This window comes from Kribbella solani, from assembly GCF_014205295.1.
Taxonomy (GTDB): Bacteria; Actinomycetota; Actinomycetes; order Propionibacteriales; family Kribbellaceae; genus Kribbella; species Kribbella solani.
In genome coordinates this window covers 5,039,303-5,059,027 of record NZ_JACHNF010000001.1, presented here as the reverse complement: position 1 = coordinate 5,059,027, position 19,725 = coordinate 5,039,303, and the positions used below count along the sequence as shown (strand labels likewise).

The 19,725-nt window shown below is 68.5% G+C and carries 19 protein-coding genes; 9 read left to right on the top strand and 10 right to left on the bottom strand.

All coding sequences use genetic code 11. The features are described 5' to 3' along the window. Nucleotides 1-2: 2 nt before the first annotated feature. From HDA44_RS23045 to HDA44_RS23025, 5 genes are read right to left on the bottom strand one after another with little or no spacing between them, the layout of a single operon-like run. Nucleotides 3-383, bottom strand: a complete 381-nt coding sequence (locus tag HDA44_RS23045) for a hypothetical protein (RefSeq protein WP_184837697.1) — start codon at nucleotides 381-383, stop codon at nucleotides 3-5. 47 nt (nucleotides 384-430) lie between these two features. After that, entirely contained in the window at nucleotides 431-1,174 is a 744-nt protein-coding gene (locus HDA44_RS23040) for a LytR/AlgR family response regulator transcription factor (protein WP_184837694.1), read from the bottom strand. A gap of 10 nt (nucleotides 1,175-1,184) precedes the next feature. Beyond that, nucleotides 1,185-2,315 (bottom strand): histidine kinase, encoded by a 1,131-nt coding sequence (locus HDA44_RS23035; protein WP_184837692.1) that lies wholly within the window; start codon nucleotides 2,313-2,315, stop codon nucleotides 1,185-1,187. A gap of 17 nt (nucleotides 2,316-2,332) precedes the next feature. Beyond that, complete coding sequence (locus HDA44_RS23030; RefSeq protein WP_184837690.1) at nucleotides 2,333-3,070, bottom strand: metallophosphoesterase family protein; 738 nt, start codon at nucleotides 3,068-3,070, stop codon at nucleotides 2,333-2,335. Between the two features lie 55 nt (nucleotides 3,071-3,125). Next, nucleotides 3,126-4,298 (bottom strand): hypothetical protein, encoded by a 1,173-nt coding sequence (locus tag HDA44_RS23025; protein WP_184837688.1) that lies wholly within the window; start codon nucleotides 4,296-4,298, stop codon nucleotides 3,126-3,128. 180 nt (nucleotides 4,299-4,478) lie between these two features. Between HDA44_RS23025 and HDA44_RS23020 the strand changes: the two genes are divergently transcribed. Next, nucleotides 4,479-5,885 (top strand): serine/threonine-protein kinase, encoded by a 1,407-nt coding sequence (locus HDA44_RS23020; RefSeq protein ID WP_184837686.1) that lies wholly within the window; start codon nucleotides 4,479-4,481, stop codon nucleotides 5,883-5,885. Here the strand turns inward: HDA44_RS23020 and HDA44_RS23015 are convergent. Continuing rightward, a complete protein-coding gene (locus HDA44_RS23015; protein WP_184837684.1) occupies nucleotides 5,882-6,817 on the bottom strand; it encodes a hypothetical protein in 936 nt (311 codons plus the stop codon). The genes HDA44_RS23020 and HDA44_RS23015 overlap by 4 nt on opposite strands. Nucleotides 6,818-6,937: 120 nt before the next feature. Here HDA44_RS23015 and HDA44_RS23010 point away from each other — a divergent pair, with 120 nt between their 5' ends. The 4 genes from HDA44_RS23010 (at nucleotide 6,938) to HDA44_RS22995 (ending at nucleotide 11,157) form a co-directional block, all read left to right on the top strand. Beyond that, on the top strand, nucleotides 6,938-8,281 hold the full coding sequence (locus tag HDA44_RS23010; RefSeq protein WP_184837682.1) for a dipeptidase: 1,344 nt from the start codon (nucleotides 6,938-6,940) through the stop codon (nucleotides 8,279-8,281). An 82-nt stretch (nucleotides 8,282-8,363) separates the two neighbouring features. After that, on the top strand, nucleotides 8,364-9,488 hold the full coding sequence (locus HDA44_RS23005) for an NAD(P) transhydrogenase subunit alpha (RefSeq protein ID WP_184837681.1): 1,125 nt from the start codon (nucleotides 8,364-8,366) through the stop codon (nucleotides 9,486-9,488). Next, the gene (locus HDA44_RS23000) at nucleotides 9,485-9,790 is read left to right on the top strand and encodes an NAD(P) transhydrogenase subunit alpha part 2 (RefSeq protein ID WP_184837679.1); all 306 of its coding nucleotides are present in this window, start codon (nucleotides 9,485-9,487) and stop codon (nucleotides 9,788-9,790) included. Before HDA44_RS23005 ends, HDA44_RS23000 begins: the two co-directional genes overlap by 4 nt. Further along, the gene (locus tag HDA44_RS22995; RefSeq protein WP_184837677.1) at nucleotides 9,787-11,157 is read left to right on the top strand and encodes an NAD(P)(+) transhydrogenase (Re/Si-specific) subunit beta; all 1,371 of its coding nucleotides are present in this window, start codon (nucleotides 9,787-9,789) and stop codon (nucleotides 11,155-11,157) included. Before HDA44_RS23000 ends, HDA44_RS22995 begins: the two co-directional genes overlap by 4 nt. A 46-nt stretch (nucleotides 11,158-11,203) precedes the next feature. On the opposite strand, the gene HDA44_RS22990 is transcribed toward HDA44_RS22995, so the two are convergent. After that, a complete protein-coding gene (locus tag HDA44_RS22990) occupies nucleotides 11,204-12,187 on the bottom strand; it encodes a helix-turn-helix transcriptional regulator (protein ID WP_319040392.1) in 984 nt (327 codons plus the stop codon). Nucleotides 12,188-12,452: 265 nt separating this feature from the next. Between HDA44_RS22990 and purF the strand changes: the two genes are divergently transcribed. Both purF and purM read left to right on the top strand, forming a co-directional pair. Further along, entirely contained in the window at nucleotides 12,453-14,015 is a 1,563-nt protein-coding gene (purF, locus tag HDA44_RS22985; RefSeq protein ID WP_184837675.1) for an amidophosphoribosyltransferase, read from the top strand. Nucleotides 14,016-14,103: 88 nt separating this feature from the next. Next, nucleotides 14,104-15,177 (top strand): phosphoribosylformylglycinamidine cyclo-ligase, encoded by a 1,074-nt coding sequence (gene purM / locus HDA44_RS22980; protein WP_184837673.1) that lies wholly within the window; start codon nucleotides 14,104-14,106, stop codon nucleotides 15,175-15,177. Nucleotides 15,178-15,392: 215 nt separating this feature from the next. On the opposite strand, the gene HDA44_RS22975 is transcribed toward purM, so the two are convergent. The 3 genes from HDA44_RS22975 to HDA44_RS22965 form a co-directional block, all read right to left on the bottom strand. Continuing rightward, entirely contained in the window at nucleotides 15,393-15,578 is a 186-nt protein-coding gene (locus HDA44_RS22975) for a DUF3073 domain-containing protein (RefSeq protein WP_131293116.1), read from the bottom strand. A gap of 217 nt (nucleotides 15,579-15,795) precedes the next feature. Continuing rightward, nucleotides 15,796-16,611, bottom strand: a complete 816-nt coding sequence (locus HDA44_RS22970) for an ABC transporter permease (RefSeq protein WP_184837671.1) — start codon at nucleotides 16,609-16,611, stop codon at nucleotides 15,796-15,798. 27 nt (nucleotides 16,612-16,638) lie between these two features. Next, nucleotides 16,639-17,529 (bottom strand): ABC transporter ATP-binding protein, encoded by an 891-nt coding sequence (locus tag HDA44_RS22965; RefSeq protein WP_184837669.1) that lies wholly within the window; start codon nucleotides 17,527-17,529, stop codon nucleotides 16,639-16,641. A gap of 143 nt (nucleotides 17,530-17,672) precedes the next feature. Between HDA44_RS22965 and HDA44_RS22960 the strand changes: the two genes are divergently transcribed. After that, complete coding sequence (locus HDA44_RS22960; RefSeq protein WP_184837667.1) at nucleotides 17,673-19,004, top strand: sensor histidine kinase; 1,332 nt, start codon at nucleotides 17,673-17,675, stop codon at nucleotides 19,002-19,004. Continuing rightward, nucleotides 19,001-19,657, top strand: a complete 657-nt coding sequence (locus HDA44_RS22955) for a response regulator (RefSeq protein ID WP_184837665.1) — start codon at nucleotides 19,001-19,003, stop codon at nucleotides 19,655-19,657. The genes HDA44_RS22960 and HDA44_RS22955 overlap by 4 nt, the downstream gene beginning before the upstream one ends. Nucleotides 19,658-19,725: the final 68 nt, after the last annotated feature.

The window sequence follows — 19,725 nt, the reverse complement described above, 5'->3', positions numbered from 1 at the left end:
CGCTACTGCCGCCCTACGAACTCGGTGAACTCGGTTTCGATCCGCTCCGCCTGCCGGACGTAGATGCGCGCTGCGACGTACACCACTGGGTACACCAGGATGCCGAGGATCACCCAAGGCAGGGGGAGGCCCAGCACCAACAGCGTTCGTGTCGGTGGGACCAGCCAGAACAGCAGCGGGATGCTGCCGAGGATCACCAGGACGCCGGCGATCACCGCGAGAGTGAGTCGGAGCTGGGACTGCACCAGCGAGTGCATGTAGATCTCACCGAGCCGGGTCTGCTCGTCAATCTCGCGCGTACCGGTCGGAGCAGGTGGTCGCCGGGCCGCACTGGTCCGCGGACTGGTGACCCGAACCCGACGCGGCCCTTCCGGCGTACTCACCGCAACGCCCTAGTCATCGCAGCGTCCGCCCCGTAGCAACGCACTACTCATCGCAGTGAGGTTGAGCGGACCAGGAGGTCGCGCAGTTCGCGGGTGTGCCGGCGGCTGACCGGAAGCCAGTCGTCGCCGACCCGGACCGCGCAGCGGCCGCCGTCGACGCGCATCTCGTCCACGTGCTGCAGAGCGACCAGCGTGCTGCGATGGATGCGGGTGAACCCCGCGTCCCGCCAGCGCTCCTCCAGCGTACTGAGCGGGATGCGGACCAGATGTGAGTTCTGCCCGGTGTGCAGCCGGGCGTAGTCGCCCTGCGCCTCGACATACCGAACCGTGGACCGCTGGACGAACCGGGTGACACCAGCCAGCTCGACCGGGATCACCTCGTCTTCCGTCTCGTCCGGTGACTGCAGCGCGGTCGGTGCGCCTTGCGTGACCACGCGGCGTACTGCCTCCGCCAGCCGCTCCGGCCGGACCGGCTTCATCACGTAGTCGGTGGCTTCCAGGTCGAACGCCGCCACCGCGTGCTCGTCGTACGCCGTGACGAACACGATCTGTGGACGGCTGGCGAACTTGGAGAGCACCCGGGCCAGGTCGATCCCGTCCAGGCCAGGCATCTTGATGTCGCAGAACACCACGTCCAGGTCGGTGGCCTGCAGGAGCTTCAGTGCGTCCGGGCCGTTCGACGCGGTTTGGATCTCGCCGATCCGGCGGTCCTGGCTGAGCAGATAGACCAGCTCGGCCAGGGCGGGCTCCTCGTCGTCGGCGACCAGCGCGCGCAGGGGAGTGTCGGCCATGGCTCACACACTAAGGGGACGCATGCACCCCTGAGGAGTATTTGGGGATGCGGAACGTCACCTTCGTACCGGCGTCCACCGCGGTCTCCACGATCAGCCCGTACGCGTCGCCGTACACCTGACGCAGCCTTGCGTCGACGTTGCCGAGGCCGACCGAGTCGCTGCCCGACTCACCGGACAGAGCGGCCCGGATCACCTCCGGATCGCTGCCGGCGCCGTCGTCCTCCACGCTGATCTCTGCCTCGTTGATCCGGTCCCGGGCGCGGATGGTGATGTTTCCGACGCCGGTAGTACCTTCCAGGCCGTGGCGTACGGCGTTCTCCACCAGCGGCTGCACCACCAGGAAGGGGATCACCACCGGCAGTACCTCCGGAGCGATCAGCAGCGACACCTTCAACCTGTCACCGAACCGCGCCTGCTCCAGTACCAGGTAGCGCTCCACGTTGCGCAGCTCGTCCGCCAAGGTGGTGTACTCGCCGCCACGCCGCAGCGCGTATCTGGAGAAGTCAGCGAACTCCAACAGCAGTTCACGCGCCCGCTCCGGGTCAGTACGGACGAACGACGCGATGGCAGCCAGAGCGTTGTAGATGAAGTGCGGACTGATCTGCGCCCGTAGAGCACGCAGCTCGGCCTCCATGGCGCGAGTGCGCTCCTTGTTGAGCTCCGCCAACTCCACCTGACCTGACACCCACCGGGCCACCTCCTCGGTCGCGCGGACCAGTGCAGCCGAGGTGTTGTTGCTGTACGCCAGCAGAACCGCAACGACTCGCTCTTCTGTGACGATCGGTGCAACCACTGCCGTACGGATCGGGCACTGCGGATCACCGCATGCCACATCATGCGCGCCGAGTACTGCCGTACGCCCAGAGCGCAGTGTCGGCCCGGCGAGGTCCTTGGCGTCACGGCGGTGGTTGCTCTCGTACGGTCCGCCGACTCCGTCCCAGGCCAGTACGCCAGTGGAGTCGCAGATGGCGATAGCTGCCGTACCCAGGAGGTCCCGGAGGTGCTTGCTGGCTTTGCCGGCCGCTGCTGGGGTCAGACCTTCGCGCAGGTGCGGACTGGCCAACGAGGCGGTATGCAGGGTCGCATACGTCGCCTTGTCAGCCGGAGTGCCGAAATGCTTCCGTCGCCGCGCGAACACCCCCTGACGGTAGCCGCTCAGCTCTCCGCGCGCGGCCTGAACGCCTCCAGGGCTTCCGTGTCGGAGTAGGTGTGCAGCAGGTACTCGGCCACCCACTCCTCGCGTCCCGGGTACGTCGACTCGTTGACGATGCGGTCCGCCGCGCTACGAGCGTCAAGCGGCGTACGCCGTAGCTGGACGCCGTTGTCGGTCAGCAGCGCCCACGACGGACCAGGAGCGCCGTATGGCATGCCGACACTGCCCGCGTTGACTACCAGCCGCCGGTCGACCTGTCTGGCGAACGGCATGTGCGTATGTCCGCACACGACTGTGCGGATCGCCTCAGGCAGCCCAGTGAACACCTGAGCCCACCGGGAGATCGGACTGTCCACCAGGACCATCTCCAAGTCGTCCCGTGGAGTCGCGTGGCAAAAGAGCATGTCCCCGATGGTCACGGTCGTCGGCAGTTGAGCCAGTAGCGCGACCTGGTCTGGTCGTACCTGTTCGGCTGCCCACGGGCACACGGCGTCCGGCGGCTCCTCGGTGTACGTCCCCCGGGACATCTCCACGAGCTCCCGGTCCGCGTTCCCGCGTACCCAGACCACCCGGTCGCCCAGCGACACCAACAGGTCCAACGTCTCCACTGGCATCGGCCCACTGGCGATGTCTCCAGCCAGTACGACCACATCAGCCGATGCGACGTCCTTCTCGGCCAGAACCGCCTCCAGCGCAGGCAGCACCCCGTGTACATCAGCCAGCACGGCAACAGTCGTCATACCGGCAGTCTGCCGCGAAGCTCGTTGTTGCAAAGGCACATCTGCCCAGAGCAGATCAGGACCCGATCAGCAGCGGGCCCTTGGTCAGCGGCGTGGCCAGCTCGCAGGCACCGGTGCTGACGGTGCAGCGGACGATCGAGGCCGGAGTCTCCTGACCGGTGTCGGCGAGCAGCAGGAGGTGCTGGTCGTCCTCCGGGACCGTCTGCCGGAACACACCGGACCACTCGTGCAGCAGCTCGCCGTTCTTGGCGTCCAGCGCCGCAGTGATCCCGTCGCCGTACCCGTCCTGGTACTTCGGTCCGGCGATCACCGTGGAGCCATCCGGAGTGAAGCCGGTAATGAGGTAGTCGCAGGTAGGCCAGAGGCGTTTGCCCGACGGCACGGCCAGGAGGTTGCTGCAACTGCTCTGGTTGGCCAGTGCGGTCAGTGAACCGGCCGTACCGACGCTGGAGACTGCCATAGCGTTCGGAATGGACTTGAGCTGCGCGACCTTCGCGTCGCCGGGGGTCCACTCGTACAAGCTGCTCGGCCCGCTCTGCGTTGTGGATGCGTCGAAGTAGACCTTGCCGCCTACGTAGCTGAGCAGCTTCGTGTTCCAGATACCTGGCACTTTCACCAGTTGCGGGCTCTGCATCGGGTCCCGCCCGGCGTACACGATCGCTCCGGGCAGTTCCTCGCCGGTGGACTTCTGCTGTGTACCGACGTACGCCGCGGCGGCGCTGTCGGCGGTGGTGACGATCTGGGTCACCCCGGGCGTACGGCGGGTCACATTGCCCTGGTCGTCGATGGTCAGCAGTTCGTTTCCGGCACCCTGGCTGACCACGGCCAGCGCCGAGTTACCCAGTCGGGCCACGTCCTGGATGTCACTAGTGCCCGGCACCTTGATGTCCTCGCCCACACCACCGCGGATGGTCCGGCCGCTCAGGTACGTGAGCTGCGGCGCCCGGCCGGTCGGCAGCTTCTTGAGGTCGATGGCGGTCTTGACGGGGCCGGACGGCTTCGACGGCGGCGGGGTGGTCGGCGTCGGCTTGGCCGAGGTGGCCGGGGTGCTCGTGGTCCGGCCGCTGGCCGAAGGTGACGGCGACTGGGACGCGGTGGCGGAGAGCGGGGCCGCGTCCGCCTGCGCGGTCTGTGGGCCCTGCCGGTAGGCGAGGGCGCCGCCGCCGGTGATGGCGGCCACGGCGACGGCGGCGACGAGGGCGACCAGACGGCCGGTCTGCGCTGGCATCGGCGATCTCCTAATGATCACGGTCCGGCCGGGACAGGTCGCCCGCGCTCGGTTCGGTCGTGCGGCGGACCACGGCCGGGCGGGACTCACATCCCGCTTCTCGGGGGATGTGACGTCCGGAAACACCGGTTTGTTCGGTCCAGCGAACCGGTCGCGGGACGGATCGAGCATAATTGCGCCATGGACCAGCCACCGCGGATCGGCCGGTACTCCCTGGTCCGCCGGGTGGGTGCCGGAGGTTTCGCGACCGTCTGGCTGGCCCGGGACGAGCAGTTGGACGCCGAGGTGGCGGTCAAGATCCTGTCCGAGAACTGGGTCGAGGACGAGGACGTCCGGCGCCGGTTCCTGGCGGAGGGCCGGTTCCTGCGCAAGGTCGACTCGCTGTACGTGGTGGGCGTACACGACATCGGCGAAGCGGACGACGGCCGCCCGTTCATGGTGCTCACGTACGCCGACGGGGGCACGCTGGCGGACCGGATCAAGGCCGGCCAGTTGGAGTTCGCCGAGGCGGTCCGGATCATCACCCAGGTCGGCCGCGGCCTGAAGCACCTGCACGCCCGCGGCGTACTGCACCGGGACGTGAAGCCGGCCAACGTACTGTTCCGCACCGATCCGGCCGGCGACCGGGCGATGCTGTCCGATCTGGGTCTGGGCAAGTCCCTGGCCGAGGTGTCCCGGATCACGATGCCCGGCGGCACACCGGCGTACGTAGCGCCGGAGCAGGTGCGCGGAGAGCGGCTGGACCACCGGGCGGACCTGTACTCGCTCGGAGCGGTCGCGTACGCGGCCTTCACCGGGCAGACGCCGCACGGTGTCGCCAGCCTCGGTGCGGTGATGCAGATCGACGCGCCGCCGCCGTCGATGACCACGCTGCGCGAGGACGTACCGGATGCGATCGACGTGGTTGTGCGGCGCGCATTGGAGCCGGACCGGGACAAGCGCTGGCCGGACCTGGACAGCTTCCTCAACGCGCTACGCGAGGCGCACACCACCGGTAAAGTCCCGCCTGGCCTGGTGCCGGCCGCGGAGATGCCGGTGGCCGCGACGACCGGACCGGTCGACCAGGCGACCGCACTGGCCAGTTCGAACCAGCTGACGGTCGCAGCGCGTCCGAGGCGGCGGCGTACCGCAGTGATCGCCACCATCGCGGCAGTACTACTGGCGGCTGGTGGAGGCTACGGCGGCTACCAGTACGTTCTGACCCGCCCGGTGAAGGTGGTGGACCAGCGGCTCTCAGTAGAGGTGCCACGGGCCTGGGGGCAGAAGGCAGTCGACAACGGCCAGTCCCTAGTCGTCAGTACGAGCACCTCTGACTGGCGGACCGACCCGAACACAGAGGGCGTGTACGTCGGGCTGGTGAACGCGTCGAGCCTGCCTGAGAGTGCTACGCCTCCAAGCGGCTGCACTCAAGGTTCCAGGACAGCAGCCGAAGGCGTAGTCACCTTCAACTACAACTGCGACGGACCTGGTGTTGTAGAGCAGTACAAACAAATCGACAACACCACCCTGCTCCGCGTCCAGGTCCGCGACAGCGACAACCAGGCCCGCCAACAGGTACTCGACTCAGCCGAGTACACCAAGCCCTAAGGCACGAGGGACGTCAACGACGAGACCGATGCCTTGTGCATGCGGGGGATGACGTTGAGCGTGGCGGGGTCGGACGCATAGAGGTGCGAGCCGGACTCGTACACCAGGTAGGCCGTCCCGTTGTACTCGGTGATGCCCTCGGTCATGCTCGGTGCGCGGAAGCAGCTCAGTGCGGCGGCGTCTAGGTCCTTCTGGCCGCGCTTCACCACGTAGAGGTTGCTGCGGTTCCCGCGGCCGTACGAAGTGCTGTAGATGAAGTGGTTCGCCGTGACGGTCAGCCCCTGTGTCTTCGTTGGGACCTCCCACGCGCCGGCCACTGTCGTCAGCGTCCCGTCCGTGGCGATCTTGTACTCGTACATCGTCCCGCGTCCGGTGTCGTTGAACGTCCCGGCGAACAGCGAGTCACCGTAGCTGCCCATGAAGGACGCTCCGTTCACGTCGCGTGCAGTACCGACCTGCGCCAGGTACGGCGTACCCGCCGCCTTCAAGGCGTCCCGTAGCTCGGTCAGCTTGTACTTCCTGATGCTGTTGCCCTGACCGGACACGAACGCCCAGCCCTTGCTGACCGTGATGCCACCGACGTGTGACTCCGCGATCGCCACTACGCCAACGGTCGAACCAGTGGCCGGGTCGATGCCGTAGATCTGCGAGTCGGCACCAGCGCGGTACGCGGCAACCAGTAGCAAGTTCTTGCCGGAGCCGTCCCAGTCGTACCAAGTGCCGGCGCCTTGTGGGGTGTGCGTACTCAGATTGGGAATGCTCACACTGTTGCTGAACCGGGCGTCGTACTTCTTCGACGCGGACGGCCCGTCGTAGAACGTGGACCCGCCGGTCGTCTCGGTGTCACAGCTGATCGCGGCGTACGCCGGTGCTGTCCCGGTAAGGGCGGCCGCGATGACGGTGATCGTGATGGCAAGGGGGCGCTTGACCATGATGACCTCTTCAATTGTATGGGCGAAATTTTCCAGATTTTCAGAGTAAGACGGAAATCATTGACATGACCAGGTGTTCCGGCCGTCGGGATCGCGAACAGACGCCGTACCGTAGGCCTCATGACCGATCTGTCCGCGGCGATCGACCGCGTCCTGCCCAGCGTCCGTGCCGACCTCGAGGACCTCATCCGGATTCCTTCGGTCAGCTACGAACCGGCCCGCGCGGCCGACGTCCAGCGCTCCGCGGAGGCGACCGCGGCGCTGTTCGAGGCGGAGGGTTTCACGGTCAAGATCGTCCGGGCCGGCGCCGGCGCGCCGGCCGTGATCGCGAAGAAGCCGGCCCCGGCCGGGAAGCCGACCGTGCTGCTGTACGCGCACCACGACGTGCAGCCGACCGGCCCGGTCGAGCAGTGGACCTCCGAGCCGTTCGTACCGACCGAGCGCGGTGACCGGCTGTACGGGCGCGGCGCCGCCGACGACAAGGCCGGCATCGCCGCGCACCTGGCCGCCGTACGGGCCTTCGGCAACGATCTTCCGGTGGGCGTGACGGTGTTCGTCGAGGGTGAGGAGGAGATCGGTTCGCCGACCCTGCTGCAGCTGCTCGACGAGTACTCTGCCGAGCTCGCCGCCGATGCGATCGTGATCGCCGACTCCGGCAACTGGGAGGTCGGTACGCCCGCGCTGACGGTCTCCCTGCGCGGCCTGGTCGAGGCGTACGTGGAGGTGCGTACGCTCGACCATGCGGTGCACTCCGGACTGTTCGGCGGGCCGATCCCGGATGCGCTGTCGACACTGTGCCGGCTGCTCGCGACGCTGCACGACGACAAGGGCGATGTCGCGGTCGACGGCCTGCACGCGTCGCGCGCGGCCGATGTCGTCTACCCGGAGGACCGGCTGCGGGCCGAGTCGAGCGTGCTGGACTCGGTCCGGCTGACCGGCTCCGGTTCGCTGGTCGACCGGTTGTGGACCCGGCCGGCGATCGCCGTGATCGGCATCGACGCGCCGTCCGTCGCCGAGGCCAGCAACACGCTGGTGCCGGTCGCGCGGGCCAAGGTCAGCCTGCGCGTCGCTCCCGGCGACGACGCGGTGAAGGCGAGCGCGGCGCTCAAGCAGCACCTGGAGGAGCGCGCGCCGTGGGGTGCGCGGGTGACGGTGACGGAGGGCCAGACCGGCCAGCCGTGCAGCGTGAACGCGCGCGGCGGCGGGTACGAAGCGGCCCGGTCCGCGTTCCAGGAAGCCTGGGGCGTCGAGCCGGTCGACATGGGGATGGGCGGCTCGATCCCGTTCATCGCCGAGTTCCAGCAGGCCTTCCCGAAGGCCGCGATCCTGGTCACCGGCGTCGAGGACCCGGACACCCGGGCACACGGAATCGACGAGGGCCTGCACCTCGCCGAGTTCCGCAAGGTCTGCCTCGCCGAAGCACTTCTTCTACAGAACCTCGCCAACCAGCCAGGTGACTCGTGATGATGTTGGCCCGGCGCCGACATCATCACGAGTCACCCAGCGGGCTTTCCGGCGACCCAGTGTTTGGCATAGGTTTCGGCGAGTGAAGATCGCAGTCGTACGGGAGACCAGACCGGCCGAGCGCCGGGTCGCGCTGGTGCCGGAACATGTCGCGAAACTGATCGAGCTCGGGTACGAGGTGGCGGTCGAGCCGGCCGCCGGTGAACGCGCGCTGTTCTCCGACGACCAGTACCGCGACGCCGGCGCGGAGGTCGCCTGGGGTGCCGACCACGCGGCCACCATCGTCGCCTCGGTGCAACCGCTGGAACGCGAACGCCTGCAGCGGTTGCACGCGGGTACGGCACTGATGTCCTTCCTGCCGACCAACCCGCCGGACGTGGTCCGGACCGCGACCCGGGCCAAGCTGACCGTCTTCGCGATGGAACTGATCCCGCGGATCTCCCGGGCCCAGTCGATGGACGCGCTGTCCTCGCAGGCGCTTGTCGCCGGGTACCGGGCCGCGATCGTCGCCGCCGAACGGCTGCCCCGGTTCTTCCCGCTGAACATGACCGCGGCCGGCACCGTCCCACCGGCCCAGGTCCTGGTCCTCGGCGCCGGCGTCGCCGGCCTGCAGGCGATCGCCACCGCGAAACGCCTCGGCGCGGTGGTGAAGGCGTACGACGTCCGCACCGCCGCCGCCGAAGAGATCGCCTCGATGGGCGCGATCCCGATCGAACTCGAACTGGGCACGCTCGACGGAGCCGGTGGATACGCGCGGGAGATGACGCCGGAGCGCGCCCAGCTCCAGCGCGACCTGCTCGCCCCGTACGTGGCTGCCGCCGACGCGCTGATCACCACCGCCGCCGTACCCGGCCGGACCGCGCCGATGCTGGTCTCGCGGTCGATGGTCGAGCAGATGAAAGCAGGCTCGGTCGTCGTCGACCTGGCGTCCGAACAGGGCGGCAACGTCGAAGGATCGGTCGCCGGTACCGAGCTGACCATCGGCGACGCGCTGGTCTGGGGCGGCGCGAACGTACCGTCCCAAATGGCCGGCCCGGCGTCCCGGCTGTACGGCCAGAACATCGCGAACCTGATCCGGCTGATGACCCGGAACGCGGCCTTCGACCCCGACTTCGACGACGAGATCGTCCGCGGCTGCTGCGTCACCCACGACGGCAGCGTCCTGCACGAGCCGACCCGTGCCCTCCTGGAAGGACCCTCGGCATGAGCGAGTCCATAGCCCTGCTGACGATCTTCGTGCTCGCGGCCTTCGTCGGCGTCGAGGTGATCAGCAAGGTCTCCTCGACCCTGCACACCCCGCTGATGTCCGGCGCGAACGCCATCCACGGCGTCATCCTGGTCGGCGCCATCATCGTCACCGGCGCCGCCGAATCGGTGCCCGTCGTCATCGTCGGCCTGATCGCGGTCGTCCTCGCGACCGTGAACATGGTCGGCGGCTTCGTCGTCACCGACCGGATGCTGGAGATGTTCAAGGGCCCGGGGGCCCGGCAGAAGGAGTTGCGGAAGTGATCCCCACCTGGGCCCAGCTCGGCTACCTGGTCTCCGCGGTCTGTTTCATCGTCGCGCTGAAGGCGTTGTCGTCACCGCGCAGCGCCCGGACCGGGAACCTGATCGGTGCCGCCGGCGCGGCACTCGCCGTGATCATCACGTTCGCCGCGTACAAGCCGAACCACCTGGCCGCGATCCTGATCGCGCTGGCGATCGGCACCGTCGGCGGCGTGATCGGCTCGCGCCGGGTACAGATGACCCAGATGCCGCAACTCGTTGCCTTGTTCAACGGTGTCGGCGGCGGCGCGGCCGCGCTGGTCGCGCTGCTGGAGCTGGACGAGGTCAGCTCGGACGCGACCGTGGCCGCGATCGCGACGGCGTTCACGATCCTGGTCGGGGCGATCAGCTTCTCCGGATCCGTTGTCACGTTCGCGAAACTGCAGGAACTGATGACGACCCGGCCGGTGACGTTCCCGGGGCTGCCGGTGCTCTTCATCGCTTCGGTTCTGGGCAGTCTGGCGCTCGCCGGGTGGCTGGTTTCCGACCCGCGGGTCTGGGTCGGCATCCTGCTCTGCCTGCTGGGGCTCGCGATCGGCGTCATGCTGGTACTGCCGGTCGGCGGCGCGGACGTACCGATCGTGATCTCGTTGCTGAACGCGTTCACCGGCCTGACCGTCGCGGCCGGCGGTTACGTACTCGGTAACACGCTGCTGCTCGTCGCCGGTACGTTGGTCGGCGCGGCCGGTTCGCTGCTGACCAAGTTGATGGCGAACGCGATGGGGCGGTCCGTCTTCAACATCCTCTTCGGTGCCGTCCGCGGCGGGTCGACGCTCGGCGCCGGTACCGCCTCCGACCGGCCGGTGATCTCGGCCGGCCCCGAGGACGTGGCGATCCTGCTCGGGTACGCCGGCAAGGTGATCATCGTGCCCGGGTACGGCCTCGCGGTCGCCCAGGCGCAGCACACCCTCCGCGACCTGGTCGAGGAACTGCACGGCCGCGGTGTCAAGGTCGACTACGCCATCCACCCGGTCGCCGGCCGGATGCCCGGCCACATGAACGTACTGCTCGCCGAGGCCCAGGTCCCGTACGACCAGCTGCGCGAAATGGACGACATCAACGGCGACTTCAAAACCACCGACGTGGTCCTCGTCGTCGGCGCCAACGACGTCGTCAACCCAGCCGCCCGCACCACCCCCTCGGCCCCCATCTACGGCATGCCGATCCTGAACGCCGACGAGGCCCACCGAGTCATCTTCCTCAAACGCTCCATGCGCCCCGGCTTCGCCGGCATCGAGAACGAACTCCTCTACGACCCCAAAACCACCCTCCTCTTCGGCGACGCCCGAGACACCCTCACCAAACTCCTCGCCGCCCTCAAGACCATCTGACCTGAAGCCGGGCAGTTGGCGTACGTACCGTCGAGCTGCCGAACTCTCAGACCCAGCCGCGCTTGGCGGCGGCCACGCCGAGCTCGAAGCGGCTGGCGGCGTCGAGGCGTTCGGAGAGGTTGGCGGTGATGCGCCGGGCGGTACGGAGGGAAATGCCCAGGAGCCGAGCAACCTGCTCGTCCTTCGCACCACCGGCGAGCAAGCGAAGGACTTCGGACTCATGCGGGGTCAGCGGCGTCTCGTCGTCGCGGTCGTCGGCGTCGAACATTTCTGTGGCTCGGGACCAGTAGGAGTCGAAAAGCGCGAGGGCAACCGAGACCACGGCCGGGGTGCGGTGGATCACGGCGCCGGCGGTCGGGTTCTCCGGGTCCATCGGCATGACTGCGATCGCCTGGTCGAAGATCAACAGGCGCATGGGCAGGGTCGGTGTCATCCGCACCTCGCCGCCGAGCTTGTGCATCATGGCGGCGTACTCGACGGCTTGTTTCGAGGCGGTCATGCTCTGCAGGTACACGGTCCTCATCCTGAGACCACGTCCGAGATGCTCGAAGTCAGGCGATCGATCCGACTTCGGAACCGTGTCGTCGAAGTGTGCCGGAACCAGACCCCAAAAGGTGTCCTTGGCCTTCAGCGCGAGCTCCTCGATTCGGCGGGATGCGTTCGCGCGGCCCTTGAGTACCTCGACGTCGCCGCTACTCCGCGAGGTCAGCAGTTCGTTGTACTGCTCGGCGATCACCTCGGCGGAGGATTCGGCTTCTCTCAGCTCGCCGAGGGCCTTGTTCAGCTCGGTCCGTCGCCGCTCGGCCAGTCCGGTCAGCCCGACGCGGGGGTGTACCGCGTGCTCGCCGTCAGGATTCGTCCAGGTCGGTACCAGAAGCTCCAGCCGACGGAGCTGGTCCATCAGTTCCAGGACTTCGCTCGTCGTCCGGTCTACTAGCGCTGCTATCTGCTCGGGCGTACTGTCTGGGTGACTGAGCAGGGCGTGATAGACCGCGAAAGTGGCTTCGTCCACCCCCAGCGGCTCGAGCACGGTCCCTCTCCTCCAGAACTTGTCGGAACCGACCATATACAGACAGCGTCGACAAAGAGGACATACAGGTCGGGTCCGGATTATTTCGAAAGGTCCAGATGTGATCAAGAAGTTGCTGAGTGTAGCCGCTGGCACGCTCCTTCTTGTGGCTGCTGCCGTGGCCCCCGCGTCAGCGGTGAGCGAGGCAGAGCCGGCCTGTACCCCAGGCGTCACCTGCTGGTAGACGTTGGTAATCCGCTCAAGTGACGTCCCGTAGACTGCTGGTGTGGCTCGTGGCGATGGTCGGCTCACTGATGAACTTGACCCTCAGGATCTGGGACCGCAGGACGCTTGTGGCGTCTTCGGGGTTTGGGCGCCGGGGGAAGAGGTTGCCAAACTGACGTACTTCGGGCTCTATGCCTTGCAGCATCGGGGGCAGGAGTCGGCGGGGATCGCGGTCGGCAACGGGAATCAGATTCTGGTTTACAAGGACATGGGGCTGGTCAGCCAGGCCTTCGACGAGGCGACGCTGGCGTCCCTGAAGGGGCATATCGCGATCGGCCACTGCCGGTACTCGACGACCGGGTCCAGTGTCTGGGCGAACGCGCAGCCGACGTTCCGGTCGACGGCGACCGGGTCGATCGCGCTCGGTCACAACGGGAACCTGACGAACACCAGCGAGCTCGCCGCCAGTCTGAACGGTGAGGGTGACCTGGATCTCGGCCTGGACACCGAGGTGGACCACGCCAAGGCGAACGCGAAGCACGGCGCGTCGTCGGACACCGACATTCTGACCTCGATGCTGGCCGGGTACCCGGATCTCACCATCGAGCAGGCGGCCGCGAAGGTGCTGCCGAAGGTCAAGGGCGCGTTCAGCCTGATCTTCATGGACGAGAACACCCTGTACGCGGCGCGTGACCCGCAGGGCATCCGCCCGCTCGTACTGGGCCGGCTGGAGCGCGGCTGGGTGATCGCCAGCGAGACCGCCGCCCTGGACATCGTCGGCGCCTCCTTCATCCGCGAGATCGAGCCGGGTGAGATGGTCGCGGTCGACGCCGACGGTCTGCGCTCGACCCGGTTCGCCGAGGCGGACCCGAAGGGCTGCCTGTTCGAGTTCGTGTACCTGGCCCGCCCGGACACCCAGATCTCCGGTCAGCGGATCTACTCGACCCGCGTCGAGATCGGTCGCAAGCTGGCGAAGGAGCATCCGGCCGAGGCCGATCTGGTGATCGCGACCCCGGAGTCGGGTACGCCGGGTGCGATCGGGTACGCCGAGGAGTCCGGCATCCCGTACGGTTCCGGCCTGGTCAAGAACGCGTACGTCGGCCGTACTTTCATCCAGCCCAGCCAGACCATCCGTCAGCTCGGCATCCGCCTGAAGCTGAACCCGCTGCGTGAGGTGATCGAGGGCAAGCGCCTGGTCGTCGTCGACGACACGATCGTCCGCGGCAACACCCAGCGCGCGGTGATCCGGATGCTGCGCGAGGCAGGCGCGAAGGAGATCCATGTACGGATCACCGCGCCGCCGGTGAAATGGCCTTGTTTCTACGGCATCGACTTCGCCAGCCGCGCCGAGCTGATCGCGAACGGGCTGAACACCGAGGAGATCTGCCGTTCGCTCGGCGCCGACTCGCTCGGGTACATCAGCCTGGACGGGCTGGTCGAGGCGACCACGGTCCCGATGGATCGGCTCTGCCGCGCCTGCTTCGACGGCGTGTACCCGGTGGCGCTGCCCGACCCGGAACAGCTCGGGAAGCACCTGCTGGAGGATCCGCTCCGCACGGACGCGGACGGGCTGGCGACGGTGGCCGGTGGCGCCGGGGCCGCTGACGCGCTGAGCCGGCCGTAACACGCCTTCCCAGCCGTGCGCGCCGGTCAGTCAGACTGGGGCGGTACGCCGGGACATCGACGTACCCAGCCGTGACAGGGAGAGAAACGTGAGCGAAGGGGCGAGCTACGCCGCCGCCGGGGTCGACATCGAGGCCGGTGACCGGGCCGTCGAGCTGATGAAGGAGTGGGTGGCGAAGGCGACCCGCCCCGAGGTGGTCGGCGGGCTCGGCGGGTTCGCCGGGCTGTTCGACGCGACCGCCCTGACCTCGTACCGCCGGCCGTTGCTGGCGACGTCGACCGACGGTATCGGTACCAAGGTCGCGATCGCGCAGAAGCTGGACAAGCACGACACGATCGGGTTCGACCTGGTCGGGATGGTCGTGGACGACCTGGTCGTCTGCGGTGCCGAGCCGCTGTTCATGACCGACTACATCTGCACCGGCAAGGTGGTGCCGGAGACGATCGCGCAGATCGTGAAGGGCATTGCCGAGGCGTGCGTGGAGGCGGGTACGGCGCTGGTCGGTGGCGAGACCGCCGAGCACCCGGGCCTGCTGAAGGCGGACGAGTACGACGTGGCGGGCGCGGCGACCGGTGTGGTCGAGGCCGACGAGGTGCTCGGCGCGGAGCGGGTACGGGCCGGTGATGTCGTCGTGGCGATGGCGTCGTCCGGACTGCACTCGAACGGGTACAGCCTGGTCCGGCACGTGTTCTTCGATCGCGCCAAGTGGACGCTCGACCGAGTGGTGCCGGAGCTCGGGACGACGCTCGGTGAGGTACTGCTGACGCCGACCCGCGTGTACGCGAAGCACTGCCTCGAGCTGATCCAGGAGCTCAACAACACCGACGACCGCCCGTTGCACGCGATGTCGCACATCACCGGCGGTGGTTTCGCGGCGAACCTGGCCCGGGTGATCCCGGCCGAGCTGTCGGTACGGATCGACCGCTCGACCTGGACTCCGGCGCCGATCTTCGGCCTGGTCGGACTGCTCGGCGACGTGGCCCTGCCCGAGCTCGAGAAGACGCTGAACATGGGCGCGGGCATGGTCGCCGTACTGGACCCGTCAGCCGCCGACGCGGCCATCCAGGCACTGGCAGCGCGCGACATCCCCGCCTGGGTATGCGGTGAAGTGACCGCGACGCCGGGCGGAACGGTCGCCCTGGAAGGCGCGTACGCCAAGTAGGCGGGCCGACTGCCGCACCCGTCGCCGTACTACCGGCGGTGGCGGGTGCACAGCACCACCTGAGCACGGTTCGTCATCGAGCCGTCCGACGCCTCGGGCGACTGGAATCACTGAACCGCCGCAGGTGGTGCTGATGCGGTGGTACTCGTCGGGCGCACGGTGAACTGCTCAGCCACCCCGAGTGGGGCGCCTGAGCAGCTCAGCCGGGCTGATGCTTACCGACGGGGGTGGTAGTCGTCGGCGTCGTCTCCGTCGCCGTCGTTGTCACCGTTCGCAGAACGGTCGCCACCCTGGTCACCGGACAGCTCTCGCTTGAGCTGGTCCAAGTCGGTGTCCCAGGTGCGGTACTTCAGGTCGCGTGCGACCTTCGTCTGCTTGGCCTTTGCACGGCCGCGCCCCATAGCGTCGACCCCCTCGCACAAGTCAACCGGGTACGCTGCGTGGCGCCCACGGATCAGTCGTCAGTAATCGTGGTTCAAGGATACCCGGAGCGGTGGATCGACACACGCACCGGCCCCCTGGGCCGGGTCCCGAACCGCCCGGCGCACCTCCGGAGACAGCATCGGCGGAGCGGGCCGGTCCCCTCAAACCAGCCCACCCCGCCGCGTCTTTTCCCCGCTACTTGACCTCGCGACGTGAGCTTGCCCACAGTCCGGCGATGGTCGGCAGGACGATCCAGACGCCGACCGCGGTGAGCGTCTCCGGCACCGCCCCGTGCAGGTCGCGCTCCGCGATCCGGCCGAGCGCGCCGAACACGTCCAGCCACTTCGCGTTGTCCTTGAACAGCGCCGGGCCGGCCATCGACCAGACGGTCGGCGCGATGAAGTACGCCAGGATGCCGACCGCGGTCTGCGGGATCACCGCACCGAACGCGGCACCCATCACCACATTCAGCGCCACCATCAGGTACGCCCCGGCGAACAGGCCGCCCAGACCGGGGTACGACGTCGCGTGATCGGTGACCGCGCCGGTCAGGACGGTACTCAGCAGGCTCAGCACCACGACCACGCTCAGGACGAGGACGCTCAGCACGATCGCCGAGGTGAACTTCGCCAGCTGGACGCGCACCCGGCGCGGCGACAGCGTGAACGTGGTCAGCGCGGTCCGCTGGGTCCACTCCGAGGTCATCGTCATCACACCGATGACCGGCATCAGCAGCATCACGCCGGTGACAGCGGCGCTGAGCATGTACTCGAGCGTGACGTTCCCGGCCGGCAAGTGGGTCATCTGCCAGGCCAGCGCGGCGACGGCGATCAGCAGGATGGCGGCGATCAGCACCCGGCCGCTGCGGGTGTTCACGGACTTGCGTAGCTCGATCGTCACGAGCTTCAGGAACGACTGGCCGCGCGCCGGCGGCAGGCTGGTCGCCACCTCGGCCCGGTGCTTGGCGGGCTGCACGGGCGCGAGTGTGTCCTCAGTGGTCACGGTGGTCATCAGAGTCTCCAGAAAGAAGTGGGGTGATCAGGCGGCCGCGGCGGCGGGTGCGGAGGTGAGCTGGAAGAACAGGTCCTCCAGGCCGGCGCCGTCGCTCTGGCGGAGCTCCAGCAGGATCTGGCCGGCCGCCGCGGCAGCCCGCCCGACCTGCTCGGCAGTGGCGTCGACGCGGAGCGCGCCGTCGGCCAGCGGCTCCAGTTGCAGGCCGGCCGCGGTCAGGGCCTGGTTCAGCCCGATCGGGTCGAGGCCGCGGACCAGAGTGCCGGTCCCGGCCAGCAGCTCGTCCAGCGAGCCGTTGGCGACGATCCGGCCGCCACCGATGACGACCAGTCGGTCTACGGTCGCCTGGACCTCACCGAGCAGGTGGCTGGACAGGATGACCGTGCCGCCGCGGGACGCGAAGTCCTGCAGCAGCCCGCGCATCCACCGGATGCCCTCCGGGTCCATGCCGTTGGCGGGCTCGTCGAGAATGAGTACGGCGGGATCACCGAGCAGTGCACCGGCGATACCGAGCCGCTGGCGCATGCCGAGCGAGTACTGGCCGACGCGGCGCTTGGCAGCGTGGTCAAGCCCGACCGCCTCCAGCATCTCGTCGGCGCGGCCCTTCGGTACGCCGAGCAGGCTGGCGCTCAGCAGCAGCGTCTCGCGGCCGGTCCGGCCCGGGTGCTGCGCGGCAGCGTCCAGCATCACGCCGACCACTCGGCCCGGGTTCAGCAGGTCGGCGTACCGCTTGCCGGTGATCGTGGCGGTGCCGGAGGTCGGCGGCGTCAGCCCGGTCAGCATCCGCAGCGTGGTCGACTTGCCGGCGCCGTTCGGGCCGAGAAAGCCGGTGATGCTGCCTGGCTGGACGGTGAACGACACGTCCTGGACGGCGGTGGTGCTGCCGTAGCGCTTGGTCAGGTTCTCGACGGTGATCATGGCATCGAGTCAACCGTCCGGACCCCTGCCCGCACATCGGACGACCGGCTGCGCCGACCCCCTACGAAAGTCGTCCGGGCGGCCATCATTTCCCACCCGGAAGGGGGACGTGATCGCGTCGCGCGGCGAACTACAGTGACGGAATGCGACGATTGCGCCGGTGGTACGCCTGGTGGCTCAGGCATGCCGCGCGCCTGCGCGACGTCATGTATGTCGGCTTCAGCCTGATGACGATCGTGCTGCAGGCGGCGTCCGGCTCCGGCGGCTGGTCGGTCAAGGACTGGTACGTACTGGGTGCCGGCGTGGTCGCCTCGCTGGCGCTGCTCTGGCGCCGGCGCTTTCCGGTCACGGTCACCGCCGTCACGATCGTCGCGATGCTGACCGCGTCCATCTTCGTGCCGATGGGTCTCGCGCTGCTGACGCTGTCGATCCGGCGCCGGGATCTCGCGCTGGCGATCCTCGGCCTCGCGGCGTACGCGGCGTACGTACTGAACAGCTGGGGTGGTCGCGGCCAGATCTGGGTGTCGGTGTTCACCGGCCCGTTCCTGGTCGGCACCTGGATCGCGATCGGGGCGTACGTGGGTGCCCGCCGCGATCTGATGGCCTCACTGCGGGACCGGGCCGAGCGCGCCGAGGCCGAGCGCGAGCTGCGCAGTGAGCAGGCGCGGCTCGGCGAGCGGTCCCGGATCGCGCAGGAGATGCACGACGTGCTGGCGCACAAGGTGTCGCTGATCGCGCTGCACGCCGGCGGCCTGGAGGTGAACCCGACGGTCGGACCGGACAAGGTCGAGGGCTCTGCCCGGCTGATCCGCGAGACCGCGCGGCAGGCGATGGAGGACCTGCGGGAGGTGCTGGGCGTGCTGCGGACGGATGTCAGTGTCGACGGCGCGGACCTGGCGCCGGTGCCGCGGGCGTCCGATCTGGAGCGGCTGATCGCCGCTTCGCGGGACGCCGGGGTGACGGTGGGGTACGAGTTCGCGCTGCCGGATGATGTGCCGGTGTCGGTGGGGCGCACCGTGTACCGGGTGATCCAGGAGTCGCTGACCAACGTGCACAAACATGCCCGCGGCGCGGCAACCGACGTACGTGTGTCCGGTGCTCGTGGTGACGGGGTGACCGTGCGGGTGACGAATGTCCGGCCGGTGGCGGCCGGGTCGCTACTACCTGGGGCCGGCGCCGGCCTGGTCGGGCTCCGCGAGCGGGTACAGCTGGTCGGAGGCCGCATCACCACCGGCCCAACCACCGACGGCGGCTGGCAGGTCGAAGCCTGGCTCCCCTGGGACACCCACCGCCAGGACACCGAACCATCCCTGATCAACCCTGCCCCACTTCACAACCCCGCGTCGCCTCGGGATGCCGCGTCGCCTCACAATCCCGCCCCACCTCGCGACACCACGTCGAACCGGGATGTTGTGGTGGGACATGATTCGGCGTTGAAGGGTGACTCGGTGGACCGTACTGAAGGGGAACGATGACTCGGCTGCTGATCGTGGATGACGAGGCTCTGGTTCGGGCCGGGCTGAAGATGATCCTGGAGTCGGACGACGCCCTCGAGGTGGTGGCCGAGGCCGAGGACGGCGCGGACGCGGCGGCGATGGTGCGCGAACATCGCCCGGATGTCGTACTGATGGACATCCGGATGCCCCGGCTGGACGGCCTGGCCGCGACCCGGGAGGTGCAGGCGCTCCCCGATCCGCCGAAGATCGTCGTACTCACCACGTTCGACCTGGACGACTACGTGTTCCGGGCGTTGCAGGCGGGCGCCAGCGGGTTCCTGCTCAAGGACACCCCGCCGCGCGAGCTGGTGCAGGCGATCAAGGTGGTCGCGGCCGGCGAGGCGATGCTGTCGCCGGCGGTCACCCGGCGGCTGATCGGCCACTTCGCCGCCGACCCACGCGCGGACCGGCGGCGCGCCGCGCAGGAGCGGATCAGCAAACTCACCGAACGCGAGCGGGAGGTACTGATCGAGGTCGGCCGCGGCCTGCAGAACTCCGACATCGGCCGGAAGCTGTTCATGAGCGAGGCGACGGTGAAGGCGCACGTCTCCCGCTCACTGGTGAAACTGAACGCGACGAACCGAGTCCAGGTTGCCATCACCGCCTACGAGGCCGGCCTACTCGACGACTGACCCACCCCAACACAACTCACCCGCCCCGACCGCCCGCGCCGGAGTAGCTGGGCTGGACATGAGAAACC

What these genes read in the sequence shown, in the direction of transcription:
- HDA44_RS23040 (WP_184837694.1), bottom strand. Translation starts at nt 1,174, where the DNA reads ATGGCCGACACTCCCCTGCGCGCGCTGGTCGCCGACGACGAGGAGCCC.
- HDA44_RS23030 (WP_184837690.1), bottom strand. Translation starts at nt 3,070, where the DNA reads ATGACGACTGTTGCCGTGCTGGCTGATGTACACGGGGTGCTGCCTGCG.
- HDA44_RS23025 (WP_184837688.1), bottom strand. Translation starts at nt 4,298, where the DNA reads ATGCCAGCGCAGACCGGCCGTCTGGTCGCCCTCGTCGCCGCCGTCGCC.
- HDA44_RS23020 (WP_184837686.1), top strand. Translation starts at nt 4,479, where the DNA reads ATGGACCAGCCACCGCGGATCGGCCGGTACTCCCTGGTCCGCCGGGTG.
- HDA44_RS23015 (WP_184837684.1), bottom strand. Translation starts at nt 6,817, where the DNA reads ATGGTCAAGCGCCCCCTTGCCATCACGATCACCGTCATCGCGGCCGCC.
- HDA44_RS23010 (WP_184837682.1), top strand. Translation starts at nt 6,938, where the DNA reads ATGACCGATCTGTCCGCGGCGATCGACCGCGTCCTGCCCAGCGTCCGT.
- HDA44_RS23000 (WP_184837679.1), top strand. Translation starts at nt 9,485, where the DNA reads ATGAGCGAGTCCATAGCCCTGCTGACGATCTTCGTGCTCGCGGCCTTC.
- HDA44_RS22975 (WP_131293116.1), bottom strand. Translation starts at nt 15,578, where the DNA reads ATGGGGCGCGGCCGTGCAAAGGCCAAGCAGACGAAGGTCGCACGCGAC.
- HDA44_RS22970 (WP_184837671.1), bottom strand. Translation starts at nt 16,611, where the DNA reads ATGACCACCGTGACCACTGAGGACACACTCGCGCCCGTGCAGCCCGCC.
- HDA44_RS22965 (WP_184837669.1), bottom strand. Translation starts at nt 17,529, where the DNA reads ATGATCACCGTCGAGAACCTGACCAAGCGCTACGGCAGCACCACCGCC.
- HDA44_RS22960 (WP_184837667.1), top strand. Translation starts at nt 17,673, where the DNA reads ATGCGACGATTGCGCCGGTGGTACGCCTGGTGGCTCAGGCATGCCGCG.
- HDA44_RS22955 (WP_184837665.1), top strand. Translation starts at nt 19,001, where the DNA reads ATGACTCGGCTGCTGATCGTGGATGACGAGGCTCTGGTTCGGGCCGGG.